This is a genomic window from Aeribacillus sp. FSL K6-2833 (genome assembly GCF_037965815.1).
Classification (GTDB): Bacteria; Bacillota; Bacilli; order Bacillales; family Aeribacillaceae; genus Aeribacillus; species Aeribacillus composti.
The window spans coordinates 1,739,096-1,759,087 of sequence record NZ_CP150189.1 but is presented as its reverse complement, the minus strand read 5'-3'; the positions used below and the strand labels follow the sequence as shown (position 1 = coordinate 1,759,087).

At 39.6% G+C, this 19,992-nt stretch carries 14 protein-coding genes, 2 pseudogenes and 1 CRISPR repeat array; of the genes and pseudogenes, 1 reads left to right on the top strand and 15 read right to left on the bottom strand.

Translation table 11 applies throughout. The features are described 5' to 3' along the window. Nucleotides 1–14: 14 nt before the first annotated feature. From NSQ94_RS08765 to NSQ94_RS08745, 5 genes and pseudogenes are all read right to left on the bottom strand, one after another. Nucleotides 15–470: a tripartite tricarboxylate transporter TctB family protein gene (locus NSQ94_RS08765; protein ID WP_339230582.1), complete on the bottom strand. Its 456-nt coding sequence runs from the start codon at nt 468–470 to the stop codon at nt 15–17. Between the two features lie 55 nt (nt 471–525). Next, entirely contained in the window at nt 526–1,539 is a 1,014-nt protein-coding gene (locus NSQ94_RS08760; RefSeq protein WP_339230580.1) for a tripartite tricarboxylate transporter substrate binding protein, read from the bottom strand. A 900-nt stretch (nt 1,540–2,439) separates the two neighbouring features. Next, nucleotides 2,440–3,061: a CRISPR direct-repeat array (repeat unit 30 nt; unit sequence GTTTCAATTCCTCATAGTTAAGATAAAAAC). A gap of 415 nt (nt 3,062–3,476) precedes the next feature. Beyond that, a pseudogene (locus tag NSQ94_RS08755) lies at nt 3,477–3,787 on the bottom strand (IS3 family transposase); the annotation flags it as partial. Between the two features lie 172 nt (nt 3,788–3,959). Then, entirely contained in the window at nt 3,960–5,294 is a 1,335-nt protein-coding gene (gene glnA, locus NSQ94_RS08750; protein WP_063386744.1) for a type I glutamate--ammonia ligase, read from the bottom strand. 48 nt (nt 5,295–5,342) lie between these two features. Further along, nucleotides 5,343–5,750, bottom strand: coding sequence for a MerR family transcriptional regulator (locus NSQ94_RS08745; RefSeq protein WP_066246424.1), 408 nt, complete (start codon nt 5,748–5,750; stop codon nt 5,343–5,345). Between the two features lie 99 nt (nt 5,751–5,849). Between NSQ94_RS08745 and NSQ94_RS08740 the strand changes: the two are divergent. Beyond that, nucleotides 5,850–5,954, top strand: a pseudogene (locus tag NSQ94_RS08740) (helix-turn-helix domain-containing protein); the annotation flags it as partial. A gap of 7 nt (nt 5,955–5,961) precedes the next feature. Here NSQ94_RS08740 and NSQ94_RS08735 read toward each other — a convergent pair. The 10 genes from NSQ94_RS08735 to miaB form a co-directional block, all read right to left on the bottom strand. Then, the gene (locus tag NSQ94_RS08735; RefSeq protein ID WP_339230578.1) at nt 5,962–7,230 is read right to left on the bottom strand and encodes a methionine gamma-lyase family protein; all 1,269 of its coding nucleotides are present in this window, start codon (nt 7,228–7,230) and stop codon (nt 5,962–5,964) included. Between the two features lie 14 nt (nt 7,231–7,244). After that, complete coding sequence (gene hflX / locus NSQ94_RS08730; protein WP_339230717.1) at nt 7,245–8,450, bottom strand: GTPase HflX; 1,206 nt, start codon at nt 8,448–8,450, stop codon at nt 7,245–7,247. Nucleotides 8,451–9,348: 898 nt separating this feature from the next. Then, nucleotides 9,349–10,263, bottom strand: a complete 915-nt coding sequence (gene spoVK / locus NSQ94_RS08725; protein WP_232515765.1) for a stage V sporulation protein K — start codon at nt 10,261–10,263, stop codon at nt 9,349–9,351. 419 nt (nt 10,264–10,682) lie between these two features. Continuing rightward, on the bottom strand, nt 10,683–10,910 hold the full coding sequence (hfq, locus tag NSQ94_RS08720) for an RNA chaperone Hfq (protein WP_066246428.1): 228 nt from the start codon (nt 10,908–10,910) through the stop codon (nt 10,683–10,685). Between the two features lie 30 nt (nt 10,911–10,940). After that, nucleotides 10,941–11,897: a tRNA (adenosine(37)-N6)-dimethylallyltransferase MiaA gene (gene miaA, locus NSQ94_RS08715; RefSeq protein WP_066246429.1), complete on the bottom strand. Its 957-nt coding sequence runs from the start codon at nt 11,895–11,897 to the stop codon at nt 10,941–10,943. Nucleotides 11,898–12,123: 226 nt separating this feature from the next. Beyond that, complete coding sequence (mutL, locus tag NSQ94_RS08710) at nt 12,124–14,022, bottom strand: DNA mismatch repair endonuclease MutL (protein ID WP_339230576.1); 1,899 nt, start codon at nt 14,020–14,022, stop codon at nt 12,124–12,126. Nucleotides 14,023–14,031: 9 nt separating this feature from the next. Then, complete coding sequence (mutS, locus tag NSQ94_RS08705; protein ID WP_144598319.1) at nt 14,032–16,650, bottom strand: DNA mismatch repair protein MutS; 2,619 nt, start codon at nt 16,648–16,650, stop codon at nt 14,032–14,034. 499 nt (nt 16,651–17,149) lie between these two features. Then, nucleotides 17,150–17,704, bottom strand: a complete 555-nt coding sequence (gene cotE / locus NSQ94_RS08700) for an outer spore coat protein CotE (RefSeq protein ID WP_063386736.1) — start codon at nt 17,702–17,704, stop codon at nt 17,150–17,152. Between the two features lie 242 nt (nt 17,705–17,946). After that, nucleotides 17,947–18,372, bottom strand: coding sequence for a RicAFT regulatory complex protein RicA family protein (locus tag NSQ94_RS08695; RefSeq protein ID WP_063386735.1), 426 nt, complete (start codon nt 18,370–18,372; stop codon nt 17,947–17,949). Then, nucleotides 18,372–19,904: a tRNA (N6-isopentenyl adenosine(37)-C2)-methylthiotransferase MiaB gene (gene miaB / locus NSQ94_RS08690; protein ID WP_063386734.1), complete on the bottom strand. Its 1,533-nt coding sequence runs from the start codon at nt 19,902–19,904 to the stop codon at nt 18,372–18,374. Before miaB ends, NSQ94_RS08695 begins: the two co-directional genes overlap by 1 nt. Nucleotides 19,905–19,992 lie beyond the last annotated feature (88 nt).

Below are 19,992 nucleotides of genomic sequence, written 5' to 3'. Positions count from 1 at the left end.
CTTTTCTACCTCCTTTACTGCAACCAAATTGGCCAGCTAGGCAACGTTCCTTGCAACAGCTTGACGTATAGCCCGTATACCCCCAGAGAAAAACAAGCGGCAAACAACACCGATTTCCACAGCCCACCTTTTTCCATTGCCTGAAATCCAATAACAAGAAAGACAAAAGTGGTAATCACATAGCCGACTGTTTCTAATAAAGCAGCATAGAAAACGGCGGCAAGTAAAATGATGAAAAACTTTTTATATTGCAGCGGTTGCTTTTCGCTTTCTGAGTGCGCATATCTCGCCGTTTCGAAGAGCAGTTTAATGCTTAATAACACAAGAATAAATCCTAGCAAAAATGGAAACACGTTTGGTCCGACGGCACTCCCATACGCACTTTTCGAGATTCGCAGACTTTCCACCATAAACAAAGCTCCAACGGCCAAAAAGGTGATGGCAGCAATGCGATCAAACGTTTTACTCACTCACATCCCTCCATTCTTGTTTTAAAGATGGGGAAGAATTCTCTCCCCCGTTCACTTACTTATGCATTCCGAGCGATTTTAACATGTCGCTAATAAGCTGTTCTTGTTCTTGTAAAAATTGTGTAAATTCTTTGGAACCTTTGTACTCAGGCTCCCAACCTTGTTTTGTTAACTCCTCTTTCCATTTTTCATGCTCAGACAATTTTTTGAATGTATTTTCCCAAAACTTTTTCGCATCGTCAGACATTTGTTTAGGACCAAATACGCCGCGCCAAATTGTAAATTCCGCATCAATGCCAAGCTCTTTTAACGTCGGTACATCTTTCAAAACACCGCCAAGACGTTCCGGCGCTGTGACAGCAAGCACCCGCACTTTTCCTGCTTTTACATATTCCCCGACAGAAGAAGCATCGGTTGCAATGACATCGGTATTTCCGCCAAGCAGCGCCGCAATTGCTTCCCCTCCGCCATCGTACGACACGTATTTCACTAATTTCGGATCGATACCGGTTTTATAAATAGGAAGAATCGCAACCAAATGATCCATTGATCCTGGTGCAGATCCGCCGGCAAACGTCACCGATTTCGGATTTTGCTTAATTGCATCCAATAATTGAGACATCGACTGAAATTTCGAATCCGCTCTGACCACGATCGCTCCAAAATCTTTGGTTAGTTGGGCAAGCGGTGTTGTATCTTTATAACCATATGGACTGTTTCCTTCCGCCTTTAAGTTGTTAATAATGATCGGCGGGGAGTTGACAAACAGCTTATAATCATTGTTTTTATCTTGCGTTGCATATTCCGCCATAAACACGGTTCCTCCACCGCCCGGTTTATTCTCTACCGTCATCGTTTGCTTCACCAGATTAGTTTCATCCAATATTTTCGTAATCGCTCTTGCTGTTAAATCCCAGCCGCCCCCAGCACCTGAAGGAGCGACAAACATAATCGGTTTTGTTGGATAATTTTCTTGTTTGTTAGATGATTTTGTCGTCGCAGTACTTCCGCAAGCCGCCAGCATCACCGCGACAATCCCCATCACTAGAAAGAACCACCACTTTTTCATTTCAACAGTACCCCCTTGTTTTTTGACAGCGTTTACATTTTCAAAGGTATTATAGCAGCAATTTTCTGAATAATGTTTTTTTGCAAATAAAAATAATTATGTGCATTTTGTTCATGAAAATAGAAAAAAACCTGTCCCCGACTGATGTGGCAAAGAACAGGTTAAATTACAAAAGGATGGCCTTCTTCTCATTGTGAATATTGGAATAGAGCCTCGTCTACTCTGGATTTTTGAATAGTTTGTTGTAAGGTGACGGTTTACTTGTCGTTTTATAATTAACAGAAATAACGCAGCAATTCCTTTGGTTAAACCGCATAATATTACACGGCTGGTCCGATCAGATGATTATTCGTCCCAAGTTTGCGGATTGGAGAACGCAACCCGGACGACTTCGTCGGAAATGAAACATCAATTAAGCGTTGAAGGATTTTTGAATATGGATTCATATGCGCTCTACAGTTTTTTTCGTCTAGCATTCGATTGGCTGCAGTTTAACTTCTTTCTTCCCGATTGGTACGATCCGGACGAGCTTCCTCGTCTTTGATGGTGTTCCATTCTTTCTCTTTCTTTTACTTTGTACTTACGAATTTCATAGTTTTGAAGCTATCACTTTTAAATACATTTTTTATAAGATTGGCCGTTATCTTTCACAAGTCTGTGCATAATTTCCTGCTGGATTGTAGAGATGATCGCTATAAAAATAGATATGTGATTTCTTTTTCTTGAAAAAGTATGGCTTGTATATCATGAAAATACTTCAATACTGAAAGATGGATAAAAATGTTCCTGTCTACTTGACATGGGTCACTTCACATTGGCCGTGCTTTTTTGTTTAAAGTTTTTCTTCATAGTTTAAAATAAAAACATATTTTTGGCGGAAATTACGCCATCCACAACAGGGCTTCAATTCCTCGTAGTTAAGATAAAAACGGACGTTTTGCCTTCGATGTATACAAAGGAAAGTAGTTTCAATTCCTCGTAGTTAAGATAAAAACAATGACTAGCGAAGTCTTAGTTGAACGATTGGACATGTTTCAATTCCTCGTAGTTAAGATAAAAACGCTTTGAATGTTGTCATTTTTACTGCACTTCTTATGTTCCAATTCCTCATAGTTAAGATAAAAACGAAGAATGGTTTCACGAAACGTTTGTTGACGAATAGTTTCAATTCCTCATAGTTAAGATAAAAACTGTTTTGCAGATCGGCCATTACCTGAGCGATACTGGGTTTCAATTCCTCATAGTTAAGATAAAAACTCCTTTTCTTTTTGAAGAGATTCATAGTGTTTGTCGTTTCAATTCCTCATAGTTAAGATAAAAACGGAGGAACTTGGAATTGATGTTGAGATCAGCACAGCAGTTTCAATTCCTCATAGTTAAGATAAAAACCAGCACATGGTTTTTATAACCAATGATGTGATGGTGGTTTCAATTCCTCATAGTTAAGATAAAAACGAGACCTGCCCCAGACGGTTTTATTTCAGATATATCCGTTTCAATTCCTCATAGTTAAGATAAAAACCCCAAAAAACGTTGTTAAATAAGCATTTCATTTTTAATGCTTGACTGGTTATTTTTATTTTAGCGAAAAGTGGAATTTTTATCAAATCTTTGATTTTCTTGGGCTCAATGAAGATTTGAAAGAGTCGTCGATCCCCGGGGATTTTTGCACGATTGGGGGTCGACGACTCTTTTTTATTTCCGTTTAAAACAGATTTCTAAGTTTGCCTGCCGACAATGAAATCCATGTTTTATCAACCATTTTACCTGATCCATCTGTTTTAATAAAGTAAACATCCGGCTCATTCCCTTCTCATTCAATTGAAGGAAGAGTGAGACCATATTTAACATTTCATTCAGGAAAATTGGTTTAGGTCTATTCGATCGGTTCCTATGACCTAAAATAAGAACATGATCTGAAAAATGATTGGTGATTTTTACTGTTTGAGGTGTTTCTCTTTGTACTCCATCGGGCTTAAATACCCAAGTGTTCCATGGATTCTAATATATTAAACCAATGAACATAATCATCTAATTTCAGTTTCAATCGGTCTAAATTTCCGAAATATTTTTTAAAAAATTCTGTTTTGATAATTTTAAAGGTTGCTTCAGCTACTGCGTTGTCATAGGGACAACCCTTCATGCTTAACGACCGATTAATCTGAAAAGTATCTAGAACTTCATCAATTGTCTTGTTCTTGAATTCATTGCCTCTGTCTGTGTGGAATAATTGAATTTGCCGTAAATCTGCTTTCACGGTCGATCAAGATTCGATGCGTAAATATGAAGAATACACCTCATCAATTATGGAGTAATTTTTTTTCAATTTTTGTGGGTGCTTTTTATTGAAAGTTAGATTTATTGTTTTCACCCACAAATATAAAACCCCTCCAACGCTTGAGCGTCAAGGGGTTTCGGGATTAATATTGAGTGATGTATTGTTCGCGCTCCCATGGGTGCACTTGAGTGCGGAACATATCCCATTCGATCTCTTTTGCTTCGACGAAATGTTCGAATAAATGGGATCCTAAAGCACTGACAATGACTTCGTTTTGTTTTAAGTTTTCAAGTGCCTCATATAATGTTGCTGGAAGGTCGACAATGCCGTTTTCGATGCGTTCTTCTTTTGTCATCACATAAATGTTGCGATCTACTGGTTTTGGCGGAGTTAATTTGTTTTTAATGCCATCGAGACCAGCTTTCAAGAGTACAGCCATGGCAAGGTATGGGTTTGCAGATGGGTCAACGCTGCGCACTTCAATACGAGTGCTCATGCCGCGAGATGCAGGAATCCGGATTAACGGGCTTCTGTTGCGGCCGGACCATGCAACATAGCAAGGAGCTTCGTAGCCAGGCACTAAACGTTTGTAAGAGTTGACAGTTGGGTTTGTCACAGCTGTAAAGCTTGTTGCATGTTTGATGACACCTGCAATGAATTGTAAAGCTGTTTCGCTTAATCCATCTTCTGTATTTGGATCGTAGAATGCATTTTCACCATTGCGGAATAAAGAAAGGTTGCAGTGCATACCTGAACCGTTGACGCCGAACAATGGTTTTGGCATGAATGTTGCGTGCAAGCCGTGTTTACGGGCAATGGTTTTCACAACAAGCTTAAATGTTTGAATGTCATCACAAGCTTTGATGGCATCTGCATATTTAAAGTCAATTTCATGCTGACCAGGTGCTACTTCGTGGTGGGAAGCTTCGATTTCAAATCCCATTTCCTCAAGTTCCAACACAATGTCGCGGCGGCAGTTCTCGCCTAAATCAGTCGGCGCAAGATCAAAATATCCGCCATTATCATTCAATTCTAATGTTGGTTCACCCTTTTCATCCAGTTTGAATAAGAAAAATTCCGGCTCAGCACCTAAATTAAATGCTGTAAATCCGAGCTCTTCCATTTCCTTCAGCACTCGTTTTAAGTTGTTGCGCGGATCTCCTTCAAAAGGCGTTCCATCAGGATTGTAAATATCGCAAATTAAGCGGGCAACTTTCCCTTTTTCCGCTGTCCATGGGAAAATGACAAACGTATCTAAATCAGGATACAGATACATATCAGATTCCTCAATGCGGACAAATCCTTCAATAGATGATCCGTCAAACATCATTTTGTTATCCAACGCTTTTTCTAATTGGGAAACAGGGATTTCAACGTTTTTAATCGTTCCCAAAATGTCAGTGAACTGCAGGCGGATAAATTTTACGTTTTCTTCTTGGACTAAACGAATAATATCTTCTTTTGTGTACTTTGGCATATTATTTCTCCTCTCATATATAAAAAATAAATTTATATAGCGATATTATCAATGAAAGAACCGTGAAAGGTCTCCTTGTCTTAATGTTGCACGGTTCATTCTTCCAGCATGGAGAAGTTCTTCCTTTAATAGTTTGCGAAGTTCGGCATCAGATAAATCTGATTTTTCTTTTACCAATGAGGATCTTTCGGAAGTTTGTCTTTCTTGTTCGTTTTCTTTATACGCAAATATTTGCTTAATACCTGCCATATTGACACCCTGCTCAATCAACGATTTAATTTCAAGCAATCTATCGACATCATTGAAGGAAAATAACCGGCGATTGCCTTCCGTTCTCGCAGGGGAAATAAGACCATGTTCTTCATAATATCTTATTTGTCTGGCAGATAGTTCCGTCAGCTGTTTTACGATGCTGATTGGAAACAACGGCATGGAACGGCGGTCTTGATCATTCATGCTCTTTTAGCCCCTCCTTCCTTTTGCTTATCTACATTATAGATGAATGTAAGATATCATGTCAATATAATGTCACAAAATTTAACATGGTTTTTTATAAAAGGAAAACTTTATCGTTTGACAGCCCATTTAACGAATCGAGAATTGGCAAATATGATCGGAACTACCCTAGAAACCGTAAGCAGAACGCTGAACCAGATGAAATGTTTTTTTATAGTTCGACTAATCGTTTTTCTATTAATTCATTAACGGCATGGAAAATAGCGATTTTGACATGTTCAAACGTCAAGCCTCCCTGCACATATGCCACATATGGAGGACGAATCGGTCCATCCGCTGAAAGCTCGATGCTGGAACCTTGGACAAAAGTCCCGGCCGCCATGATGACTTGATCGCTATAACCCGGCATTTCATTTGGAACCGGTGTTACATGCGAGTTTATGGGCGATGCAGATTGAATCGCTTGGCAAAACGCAATCATCATATCTGCATTATCAAACTGAACGGACTGAACTAGATCTGATCTTTTCTCATTCCAGCTAGGATTGACTCGCAACCCGATTTCTTCCAGCATTGCAGCGGTAAAAATCGCTCCTTTTAGCGCTTGTCCAACAACATGCGGAGCGAAAAAAATACCTTGAAACATCTCATGAAGACTGTAAAGCATTGCACCGGCTTCCCTTCCGATACCAGGCGAAGTGAGCCGGTACGCGCAAGCTTCCACGAGCTCTTCTTTTCCAACGATGTATCCTCCCGTTTTCACAAGCCCTCCTCCAGGATTTTTTATAAGAGAGCCTGCAATAAGATCAGCACCTGCATGTCCCGGCTCCTGATCTTCGGTAAACTCACCGTAGCAATTATCGACAAAAACAACAATTTTTTCATTGATTGATTTGATGAAAGAAACCATTTCCTTAATTTCCTGAATGGAAAATGACGGTCTGACATCATATCCTCTAGAACGCTGAATTCCGATCATTTTTGTTTTATCACTAATTGCCGCTTTTACTCGGTCAAAATCAACTCGTCCTTCAGGAGTCAGATCAATTGTTTGATAAGAAATGCCAAATTCTTTTAAAGAGCCTGTCCCCTTTCCGCGGATACCGACAATTTCTTCAAGCGTATCATACGGCTTTCCGGTAATATAGATGAGTTCATCACCGGGCCTTAATACGCCGAAGAGAGCCGTTGAAATGGCGTGAGTACCAGAAATGATTTGCGGCCGGACAAGTCCTTTTTCACATCCAAAAATATCAGCATAAACATCTTCCAATGTATCCCTGCCGATATCATCATATCCGTATCCTGTTGAGGGAATAAAGTGGGAATCGCTCACCCGATGCTTTTGAAAACTTCTGAGCACGCGAAGCTGATTTACTTCCACTACTTTGTCAATTTCTTCGTGAAATGGTTTTATTTTTTTTTCTACTTTTTGAGCTATGTCCATAATTTTTTTTCCATGTGTAAAATATTGAAACATCTGTAAAACCCTTTCTACTTATTCTTCATAATTTGATCATATACTGGATGGTCGCGAAACACTAGACCAGAAACGATATAGTGCTGATTTTGTTCGTCAAATTGCAAGGTTGAAACGAGCGTATTTGCTTTTAACAACGATAGACGTTTCCCATCACCTGTTGGAACGGAGACAACGTAAGGATGCATTTTTTTCTTTAATTTTTCTTCAATAGCTGTTTTTAACCGTTCTATATCTTCGTCGCAAAAAGCAGAAATGACAATATAGTCTTCCTTTAAAGAAGGAAAGAAATGCTCTAATTGTTGATCTTTTTTATTGTACACTGTTAAAACAGGCAATCCGTCCGTTCCTAATTCTTTTAATAATTCATTCACAGTGTTTTCATGCTGAATATAGTCAGGATGAGAGCTGTCGACGATATGTAAAAGCAAATCTGCTTCCTTTATTTCTTCTAACGTAGAGCGAAAAGCAGCGATAAGGCTTGTTGGCAGCTGCTGGATAAAGCCGACAGTGTCAGTCATGAGCACCTTCATGCCGGATGGGAGAAACATTTTCCTTGTCATAGGATCCAATGTGGCAAACACCATATCCTCCTGAAATGAATCAGCAGCTGTCAGCTTATTGAACAGCGTTGACTTTCCTGCGTTGGTATAGCCAACAAGAGCGATTTGAGTTTGATGATTTCTCTTTCTTTGCGAACGATAACGCTCGCGATGGGAAACAATATGGGACAGCTGTTGTTTTATATCGTGAATGCGATTTCGGATGTGCCTTTGATCCGTTTCAAGCTTCGTTTCTCCAGGACCTCTTGTCCCGATTCCTCCTCCTTGCCGAGATAGATTCAATCCATGTCCCGAAAGTCTCGGCAGCAAATATTCAAGCTGTGCCAGTTCAACTTGAAGTTTCCCTTCTCTTGACTTCGCCCTTTTTGAAAAAATGTCCAAAATTAGCTGAGTCCGATCGATCACTTTTACCTCTAACAGACGAGCTAAATTTCGCAGCTGGCTGGGCGACAGCTCATTATTGAAAATAACGGTATTTGACTCTGTCGTTTCGATAAGCTGTTTAATCTCATCAACTTTTCCTTTTCCAATATATGTAGATGGTTCGGCCCTCAGTCGATTTTGTGTGCAAACAGCTGCGACTTGGCCACCCGCAGCAGCCGTGAGCGATTTCAGCTCTTCCATTAAATAAAAAAACTGTTCTTCATCGGTTTCCATGAACTTGATGCCAACGAGAATCACCTGTTCTTTCTCTTCCACTCGTCTTCTTCCTCCAATTATGCTGCAAATTTATAAGCTATGCGTTATGAATTAAACCTTCGATAAACGGATCAATGGTAAGGTTATCAAATTTAAATCATCTTTAGTGCACTTTAAGACAAAAGAAACGTATTGAATTCAAAAGTAAGATGATCAAACTCAATTCATCTTCAGCACATTTCAAAACAAAACGTACAGAGTTCAAATTCAAACCATCTTCAGCACACTTCAAGACTAGAAACGTTTCTAAGTTCAAAATTAGGATACAAACTCCAATCATTCTTTAGCGCACTTCAAGACAATAACGTACTCTGTTCAAAGTTAGGATCATTTAGCACACTTCAACATTAGAAACATTATTGAGTTCAAAGGTAGGATGATCAAACTCAATTTATCTTCAGCACATTTCAAAACAAAACGTACTGAGTTCAAATCCAAATCATCTTCAGCACACTTCAACACTAGAAACGTTTCTAAGTTCAAAATTAGGATACAAACTCCAATCATCCTTAGCGCACTTCAAGATTAGAAGCGTTTCTAAGTTCAATGTTAGGACTCAACTAAATCATCTTCAGTATGCCTTAAAAACAGAAACGTATTGAGTCAAAATAAAGATTATCAAACTTAAATCATCAATGCACTTCAACGCTAGAAAAATTTATTGAGTCAACGTTAAGAGTATCAAATTCTAATCGTTTCAGCCAATTAAATGGCTGCCGTCATTCTTTTCTAAACTATGTGAGAAAAATAAACGAATTTGTGTAAATTATGTGCAACAATGAAACAGGAGCTTTCTTCAAAGCCCATTTAAATAAAGATTCTTTTCAATAATCAAGCAAAGCAGCCTAGGGGCTGCTTATACGTTTAATATTAAATCTTCTTCTTTTACAAGAAGCAAATCTTCCTTGCCAAACTTATCAGAAAGCAGGAGCCTCATTGCCTGTGCCCGTATAGATTTTTCGATAATGTTGCGAACATATCTTCCATTTGAAAAGTTCGTTGGGTGAGTCGCATATTTCACTTTTAGCAAATGCTCTTTCAATTTGCATTCAGCTCCATGGCTAAATCGATACTCTTTGTCCTTCATCATTAATTTTGCTATTTCCATCAGCTCATCGACTGAATAGTCCGGGAAATCAACTACGATCGGAAAACGGGATTCGAGTCCGGGATTTAAAGATAAAAAACGATCCATTTCCCTTGGATATCCGGCTAAAATTAACACAAAATCATGCTGTCTGTCTTCCATATGTTTGACAAGGGTGTCAATTGCTTCTTTTCCGAAATCTTTTTCTCCTCCGCGGGCTAAACTGTATGCTTCATCAATAAAAAGAATTCCGCCAAGTGACTTTTTGATCAAATCGCGCGTTTTTTGTGCTGTATGGCCGATATATTCACCTACTAAATCAGCCCGCTCCGCTTCAATTAAGTGCCCTTTCGATAAAACATTCATTTGGAAAAAAAGCTTTCCGATCAATCGCGCGATCGTTGTTTTTCCCGTTCCGGGATTCCCTTTAAACAGCATATGAAGCGCTTGCCTTCCGGTTTTTAACCCCTGTTCTTCTCTTTTTTTATTCACAAAAATCCATGCATATATTTCCTTTAATAATCTTTTCACTTCTTCCATTCCAACTAATGCGCCCATCTCCTGTTCGATCTCTTTTAATACACTGTGTTCGACAGCCGCTTTGGAAATGGAAAGATCATATGTCGCGATTTTTTCCTTTTTACCTTCAAGTTCAGTTTTGCTTTGTCCTAAGACAATATTCATTTGGCCGTTATTTTTGAAGGTGACCGCTCGCTCCACAGGCTTCACCTCATTTTTATATTTATCTTCTAAATTACATCTACTTTGTTTAAAGGAACATGTCATGGAAAAAGGTTGTTATTATTAATATTTATGCTGAAAGCCAAGTAGTACAAACCTTCTTTTCATCTATGTCTTAATAAAAACTAAACAGTATTTTTCTGAAGCCTGGGTGGCTTGCGGCCTGGACAAGTACAGATCCTTAGGACGGGTCAGTTAAATATTAGCGAAGGGCAAAAATAACGACCATTCAAATTATCTGCGTTTAGCCGATAATTAGGAAAACAAGGATTGCAGATAGAAAAATACCTGACATCTCGGAACCGCTGCCACGAAACCTTTCCTTCTCATGAAAAAACCGGAGATCATCTCCGGTTTTTTCGTCATGCTTCAATGTCAATTTGTACATTTCTTTGCGGTGCAAATGTTGAGATCGCATGCTTGTAAATGAGCTGCTGTTTTCCCTCTGATTCGATGAGGACCGTAAAATTATCAAATGCTTTTACTTGTCCTCTAATTTGGAAACCGTTTAATAAAAACACGGTCACGTAAGTGCCATCTTTTCGTAACTGATTTAACACTTGATCTTGAATGTTTATCGGTTGCTTCATCATTCGTCCTCCTCATATCCTCTATATTTATTATTTCTTCTCAGAAAGAAGCTTTCCTGCTATATAATGAAAAATTTCACTAACTTTTTCTTCCATCGCGACAGGCGGAGTCATATCAAACCATTTGACATTCATTTTGTTTCGAAACCATGTTAGTTGCCTTTTCGCATATCTTCTTGTGTTTTTTTTCAACGTTTCAATTGCTTCTGCAAGAGAAGCCTTACCATCAAAAAAATCGTATAATTCTTTATATCCAATCGCCTGCGCAGATTGTACACCGCGAACTCCAGAATCATACAGCGATTTTGCTTCTTCAATCAAACCTTCCTCAATCATTTCGTCAACTCTTTTATCAATGCGTTGATACAATACATCGCGGTCCATCGTAAGGCCGATAATGGCGGTATGATAGCGCTCATTTGCTTCATGCGCCTTTATATGCTCGCTCATTTTTTTTCCTGTTTTATAGAAAATTTCTAAAGCACGGATGACTCTCCTAGCATTGTTTGGATGAATTCGTTCCGCACTGTCAGGGTCGATTTCCTGTAAACGCTCGTATAATGCTAAATTCCCATGCTCATGCAAAAAATTTTCCAGTTCTTTTCTTATTTCAGGGTCAGATTGAATATCGGAAAATTGGTAATCATCATATAGAACCGCTTGAATGTACAAGCCTGTTCCCCCAACAATCATCGGCATTTTTCCGCGCTTTGTTATCGAGGCAATTGCTTTTCTCGCAAGCTCTTGAAACTCGGCAACGGAGAATTCTTCCGAAGGATTCTTTAAATCAATTAAATGATGGGGGATTCCTTCCATTTCATGCTCTTTTATCTTTGCTGTTCCGATATCCATTCCTTTATAAATCTGCATGGAATCGCCGCTGATAATTTCGCCGTTTAATTTTTTGGCTAATTCAATGCTTAGTTTCGTCTTTCCGACAGCAGTTGGGCCAATTAAAACAACAAGTCTATCCTTTTCTTCTTCCATATTGACCACACTTTCAAAAAATACTCACTGTTTCATCGTATCATGATTTTTAAGAAAACACCAATGTATTATACCCTTTTTCATCATAGAGTATACTCTTTTCAATTGATTTCATATTCTCTTTATACTGCTCTAATCCGAAAAAAACAACTTTTGTCCAATCATTGCTCCCATCTCCATTTACCTCATAACTTGACAACGATCTTTTACATGCAGCAGAAAACTATTACATAACCCTCTTAAACATTTTTTCGAGCTCATAGGTGGAAAAATGAATGATGATCGGCCGGCCATGAGGGCAAGTAAATGGATCTGACGCTTTTCTTAGCGATTCTAGCAACGCGAATATTTCTTCATTGTTTAAATATTGATTCGCTTTAATTGATCCTTTGCAGCTCATCATGATGGCTGCATCTTCTCTAAGCTTGTGGATATCCGTCTTTTTTTCATTAAGCACCTGCTGGATCAGCTCTTCAATAATTTCTTTTTCTTCACCTTGCGGGAACCATGTTGGATGAGATCGAATGATATAGGTGTTCGGTCCAAAATTCTCCAAAAACACTCCGACCTCAGCCAGCTCTTCTTTATGCTCTTCGATCACCATGACTTCATCAGAGGAAAAGCTCAGTGTTAGGGGAACAAGCATTTCCTGCACTTCGCTCGCCACTTCCCCAACTTTTTCGCGAAAATATTCATATTTGATTCTTTCTTGGGCAGCATGCTGATCGATTATATATAATCCTTTTTCATTTTGCGCCAAAATGTAAGTGCCGTGCATCTGTCCAATTGGATACATTGGAGGAACTCGGCTTTCATCCAACCTATTATTGTCCGAAACCTTCTCTTCATGTTCTTCGTTGTTATTTGGCAAATACTCTTGTACTTCAGTTTCTCCATCGACAACTGGAGGTTCAGCTATTTTTTCAGAGGAAAAGGATTGTTGCTGCTCTTCATCCGCTCCTCTATGATCAATCGAATACAAATCATCTTCTTTCCATTGATTATCAGCCGTTTTTGGTTGAAACGTCCATTCTGGATCCTGTTTTTCCTTATTGATCAGATGTTCAAATTGGATCTCCTGCTGCACGTTTACCGGGTGCTCTTTTTTCTTTTTGACTGTATCAGAGGTTGGGATAAGCTCTTTTTTCTTAAATGCATCCTGGATGCCTTTTGCGATGACTTCAAATAATTCCGCTTCTTTGCTGATTCTGACCTCCAGTTTGGCAGGATGAACATTTACGTCCACTAAGATCGGATCCATTTCAATATGAAGATAGACGACCGGAAAACGCCCTATAGGCAGGAGCGTATGGTACCCTTCTTCCACCGCCTTCGTAATGGAATGATTTTTAATAAATCTCCCGTTGATCATCGTAGAAATATAGTTTTTGGATGCTCTTGTCACTTCCGGCAACGATAAATAGCCGCGTATGTCAAAATCAAGCGAACGGAAATGGACTGGAAACATTTTTTTCGCAATGGGAACCCCGTAAATCGCTGCAAGAACTTGCCGTACATCTCCTTTGCCGTTCGTATATAGAAGCCGCCGGCCGTTATGCGTAAATTTAAACGATATGTTTGGATAGCTCAGCGCAAGACGATTGACTATGTCGGTTATTCTCCCAAGCTCCGTATTCAAGCTTTTCATATACTTCAATCGCGCCGGCGTATTGAAAAACAGGTTCGTGACCGTAATGTCCGTTCCTTTTCGACTTGATGCTGTCTCTTTTGCTGTTACCTTCCCGCCGATTAAAGTAATTTTCGTCCCGGGTTTATCCCCTGTGCTAGTTTTCATTTCCAGATGAGAAACGGCGGCAATCGAAGGCAGCGCTTCGCCCCGGAAGCCGAGAGTTCGGATGCGGAATAAATCCGCTTCATCTTTAATTTTGCTTGTTGCATGCCGCTTAAACGCCTTTTCGCAATCATCTGGCTCCATTCCGTCCCCATTGTCCACGACGCGAATTTTGCTCAAACCGCCTTCTTCCGCCTCAATTTCTATCACTGTGCTGTTTGCATCAATCGCATTTTCGACTAGTTCTTTCACAACAGAAGCCGGCCGCTCCACGACTTCCCCAGCGGCAATTTTGTTGGATAAACTAGCATCCATAAGGATGATTTTTCCCATCATCATCACCTATTTCAATTTCTTTTGGATGTCATACAGTGTGTTTAATGCTTCAAGAGGCGTCATATCCAATAGATCTAAGGAAGAAATGATGGAGAGCACCTCTTTTTCCTTTGATGAAAGCTTTTTCCCTACCGGCTCTTTTTTCTTCTCTGCTATTTCATCGCCGAATAAAGAAAGCTGGCTTGGCTCCGCAGAATACTCGATGCTCGGTTCCACCGAATGCTCGATGACGGATGGTGTATGTTTCTCTTTCTGATTGTCTCCTTCCAGTTTGCTCAATATTTCTTTTGCCCTTTGGATAAGAATTTCAGGAAGTTCCGCAAGCTCAGCAACATGAATTCCGTAGCTTTGATCAGCCGCCCCTTCATCCACTTTATGGAGAAAAACAACCTTTCCGTTTTCCTCTATTGCCTTAACATGGACGTTCTGCACATTTTGCAATTCATCTCCGAGCACAGTTAATTCATGATAATGGGTCGAGAACAATGTTTTGGCTCCGATGTGATCGTGAATGTATTCGATTATCGCTTGAGCAAGCGCCATGCCGTCATATGTCGATGTCCCGCGCCCGATTTCGTCAAATAAAATCAAACTTTGATTCGTGGCATGTACAATCGCATTTTTGGCTTCCAGCATTTCCACCATAAACGTACTTTGCCCTGATACTAAATCGTCAGCCGCTCCAATTCTAGTAAAAATTTGGTCAAAGATCGGCAGAACCGCTTCGCTGGCAGGGACAAAGCAGCCGATTTGCGCCAAAACAGCCGTTAAAGCAATTTGCCGCATGTACGTACTTTTTCCTGACATGTTTGGACCGGTGATTAAAAGAATGTTCCTTCCTTCTTTCATCCAGCAATCATTCGGAACATAGTTTTCGGATTCCATCACTTTTTCTACGACTGGATGACGACCGTCTTTTATGTAAAGCTCGGAGTCGGAAAAGGACGGTTTCGTATAATGTCGTTCTTCGCTGATTACAGCAAAGCATTGCAGGCAGTCAAGCTCGGCAATCTTTTTAGCCAAGAGCTGCAATCTAGGAATATATTGCTTTACTTCGTCGCGAATTTGCACGAACAATTCATACTCAAGATCAACGATTTTTTCTTCCGCTTCTAAAATCAACGCTTCTTTCTCTTTCAGCTCTGGTGTCACATAACGTTCGGCATTGGCCAGCGTCTGTTTCCGTTCATATCTTCCTTCATCCAAAAGATGAAGATTCGCTTTCGTTACTTCAATATAATATCCAAACACTTTGTTGTAGCCGATTTTAAGCGATTTAATTCCTGTCAGCTCTCTTTCTCTTTTTTCCAGCTCTGCTATCCACGTTTTTCCGTTTCTCGCTGCATCTCTGTAGCGATCCAATTCTTCGTTAAATCCGTCCTTAATGATGTTCCCCTCTTTGACTGAAATCGGCGGGTTTTCGATGATCGCTTTTTGAAGCAACTCCTTCAAGCTTTCACAAGGATCAATTTCTTTTTTTATTTGCTCCGAATCAGCAATTCCTAACGAAGCAACGATTGAGCGGATCTCAGGAATTTTTTCAAGCGACTTTTTCAATTGAATCAGATCTCTTGCGTTTGCATTTCCGAACGCAATTTTTCCCGACAGTCTTTCTAAGTCGTATACTTCCTTCAGCAATTCCCTTAGTTCTTCTCTTTCGATATAGCGGTCGATCAACATTCCAACAATATTTTGCCGCTTTTCAATTTCTTTTTTGTCAATAAGCGGACGGTCAATCCATTGCTTCAGCAGACGCGCGCCCATAGCTGTTTTCGTCTCATCTAGCAGCCAAAGAAGGGAGCCTTTTTTTCCTTTCGATCGAATCGTCTCGGTCAGCTCCAAATTTCTTTTCGAGTACATATCAATTTTCAAATATTGATTTAATTGATAAAACTCCACCTTTTGCAAATGCTCAAGCGTCCGTTTTTGCGTCCGTTCTAAATAGTTGTATAGCCTTGCAAACGTTATTTTCAGCCGCTGATCTTGCAAATGTCCTGCAATGCTGTCTAATTTTTCAAGATAAGCTGCGTCTTTTTCAATCGAAAATGTCACAGGCTGTCTTTCTAATATCATTTTTTTCAGTTTCTCAGGAAAATCATCTGCCACTACAATCTCTTTCACTTGGCGGGAATAAAGCTCGCCCAAGCAGTCCTCCATTGTGGAGAGAAGGGTGACATATGATTCCCCTGTCGTAATATCCGTCAAAGCTAAGCCGAAAAGCGCTTCAAAGACCGTAACGGAAGCAATATATTGGTTGTCTTTCTCGCCTAGCCCTTTTCCTTCCATTAATGTCCCTGGTGTAATGAGCTGAACGACTTCCCGTTTCACAACACCTTTTGCTTGTTTCGGATCTTCTGTTTGTTCACAAATCGCCACCTTATAGCCCTTTTCAATGAGCTGTTCGATGTAGCTTGAGGCTGAGTGATACGGCACCCCGCACATCGGGATTCTTTCCTCGCCCCCGCCATCACGGCTTGTTAACGTAATTTCCAATTCTTGAGAAGCCTTGATGGCATCCTCAAAAAACATTTCATAAAAATCGCCTAAACGAAAAAATAAAAAGGCATCCTGATAGTCTGCCTTGATGTTTAAATATTGCTGTATCATTGGCGTGTATTGTGCCATGTTCATCCCCCGACTGTATGTAAAAGTTAACATCTTTTATTATAGCACAAACTCTTTATTCCGAAAAAAACTTATTCGCTCAAATAACCTATGACAAAACAATAAAACTAAAAAGCACGTACATGATTATTCGCAAATTTGTTTATTGCGTCAACCTTTGACATAAATGTTCATGATTAATGGCGGATTTGTTTATTTCTTTAAACTTTTGACATAAAAAATTAAGAAACAGGTGCGTGATTATCGCAAATTAGTTTATTCCGCCAAACCTTTGACATAAAAAACAGGAAGCAAGGGCACGATTATTCGTAGATTGTTTATTCCGTCAAACATTTGCCGAAAAAACAAGGAAACCAGCGAGCGATTATCGCAAATTAGTTTTTCCCGTCAAATCTTTGACATAAAAAACAGGAAGCAAGTACACGATTATTCACAGATTTGTTTATTCCGCCAAACCTTTGACATAAAAAAACTAGGAAGCAGCCCTCCTAGTTTTTCATTATTCTTCTGGTTCACCTTCTAAAAGCTCTGGCGTCAAATCTTCTATTTCATCCTCTAAATCCTCTTCCCAATCATCCCATTCCTCATCGGATTCAGACAAGTTGTTAGGATGGACGGAGACGACCACTTTCGTTTCTCCGATGACCTCTGCTAAAAATTCTCTTTCTACTTGAACCACAATGTTTTCGCCGTTTGGAGAAATGGTGACTTCCAGACAATTCGGCTGCTGCAAAACACGGGCAACCACTTCGTTCTCGTCATCTAAATAGTTGTCATCTTTATATCGTAATTTTAACACATCTGTATACTTGACACGCTCTGTAACTACTTCTGTTTTCGTATTTTCATCAAATGAATACCAAACGTTAATATCATATGTTCCCTCGATTTCAACTGTTTTCCCCCGTTTTTGTGCATCATATTTATGGTTAATAATCCAACCACCCAAAATACTTGCTGGTTTCTTCTCAGGACTAATCGTATGTGTTGCTTGAGTAAACTTTCGACCTTTTGCTACTACCGCTTTCGTTATGATTTCCCTATATTCTGCCATTTGCCAAACCCTCCTCAAAACGATCGTAAAAAGATTTTCGCTAGGACAAGCTCGATATTTTCATAAATCCTTCTAGTTCATTCTATGCATGAGCCAGAAAATATGTACCAAAAATTAAAAAAGACGCTGACGCGTCTTTAAACAAAATGAGGGAGGATTGGCCGAAATCATAGAAATACCGATTGTTCATAAGCTCAAACGGTTTTTATTTTTTCAAAAATAGCCTGAAAACCTTAATACGATTAATGGCAAGATCCATGTTTATTCCGAATTTGGGCGCCTGTTTCACCCGTTAACAGATTGCCGCCAGTTGAGCGAATAATTTCATTTGTCACATGGTTTGAAATTGTATTCGCTACTAATTGAAGAAGATCGTTAACTTCAATTTGCGATTCTTTAAATTGCTGGACGATCGGAATTTGATCTAATTCTTCATACAGGCTGTCAATTTTCTCCTCCACTTGTTTGAGAGCTTCATGCTTTCCGAAATGCTGAAAATTGACGGCTTGTTTTTGCAGGCTTTTAATGCTGGCAATCATTTCCCGAACTTTTTGATTTTCGTTAATTTGTTCTTCCGCTTTTTTAAAGAAGTCAACTTGCTCTGTTTCGGCTATCATTTGCGCCAGTTCTTTTGCCTTTTCTAAAATATCGTCTTTCGTATACGCCATTACAATGTCACCCCAATTTGCTCTTCCACCATTTCTCCATCAAGAGTCCAGGTTTTGGCTTTTGTAATTTTTACTTTTACAAGCTGACCAATCGCCGATTTCGGACCTTTAAAGTTAACTAGTTTATTTTTTCTCGTATACCCTGCCAAAATGTCAGGATTGTTTTTGCTCTCGCCTTCAACTAATACCTCAACGACTTTGCCTTCATATTCTTTCATTTTTTGGGCGGAAATTTCGTTGACTAATGCATTTAATCGCTGCAGCCGTTCTTTTTTCACTTCCATCGGGACATTATCTTTCATTTTAGCAGCAGGCGTTCCTTCCCGAGGCGAATAAATGAACGTATAGGCACTGTCAAAGCCGACTTCGCGATAGAGGGAGAGTGTTTCTTCAAACTGCTCATCCGTCTCATTTGGAAAGCCGACAATGATATCAGTCGTTAACGAAACGTTTGGAATCGCCTTTTTAATTTTTTGCACTAATTCTAAATACTGTTCGCGCGTATATTTGCGTGCCATCAATTTCAATATTTCCGAGCTGCCTGACTGCACCGGAAGATGGATATGATCGACAAGGTTGCCGCCTTTGGCCAAAACTTCAATTAAACGGTCGTCAAAATCTTTCGGGTGACTTGTGGTAAAACGAATTCTGGCGATATCGATTTTTCGAAGCTCGTCCATTAAATCGCCTAGGCCGTATTTGATATCGTCAAAATCTTTCCCGTAGGCATTTACGTTTTGACCAAGTAACGTGATTTCTTTATACCCTTGCGCTGCAAGGTGGCGAACTTCTTGAATAATATCCTCCGGTCTGCGGCTCCGTTCTTTGCCTCGAGTGTACGGAACAATGCAATACGTGCAAAATTTGTCGCAGCCGTACATAATATTGACCCAAGCTTTAATATTTCCTTTCCGGACTTTCGGAAGGTTTTCAATCACATCGCCTTCTTTTGACCAAACCTCCACGACCATTTCCTTCGACATGTACGCTTCATTCAACAAATGCGGAAGGCGGTGAATGTTGTGTGTTCCAAAAATTAAATCAACATATTGGTACTGCTTTAAAATTTTGTTGACAACAGATTCTTCTTGGGACATGCAGCCGCAAACACCTAAGATAAGATCCGGCTTTTCCATTTTGAGCGGCTTCAAATGCCCAATTTCCCCAAATACTTTGTTTTCAGCGTTTTCCCTGATCGCACATGTGTTTAACAAAATAACATCAGCATCTTCTGTGCTGTCAGTCGGCTTATATCCGAGCTGCATAAAAATACCGGCCATCACTTCCGTATCATGTTCATTCATTTGACATCCGTATGTGCGAATATAAAACTTTCTGCCTTCTCCCATTCCTTTTAAATGTTCAGGAATGACAAAATCTTTATGGTATTTCACTTCTTCTTTTCCGCGCTTTTTCGCATCTTTTAAAGAAGGCGGAATGTAAACACGCTCGAAATACTTACTGTAATCCTTCTCGGATTTTTTGTCCGAAGGATTAACCAGCGTGGTTGCTAATCGTTGTTTTTCATTCATGCCGCATTACTCCTTCATGTTTAAAAGTGTACACTGTTTTATAGTATATCGTGTTAAGTAGCAGAACACAATATTGCACCATTATTTT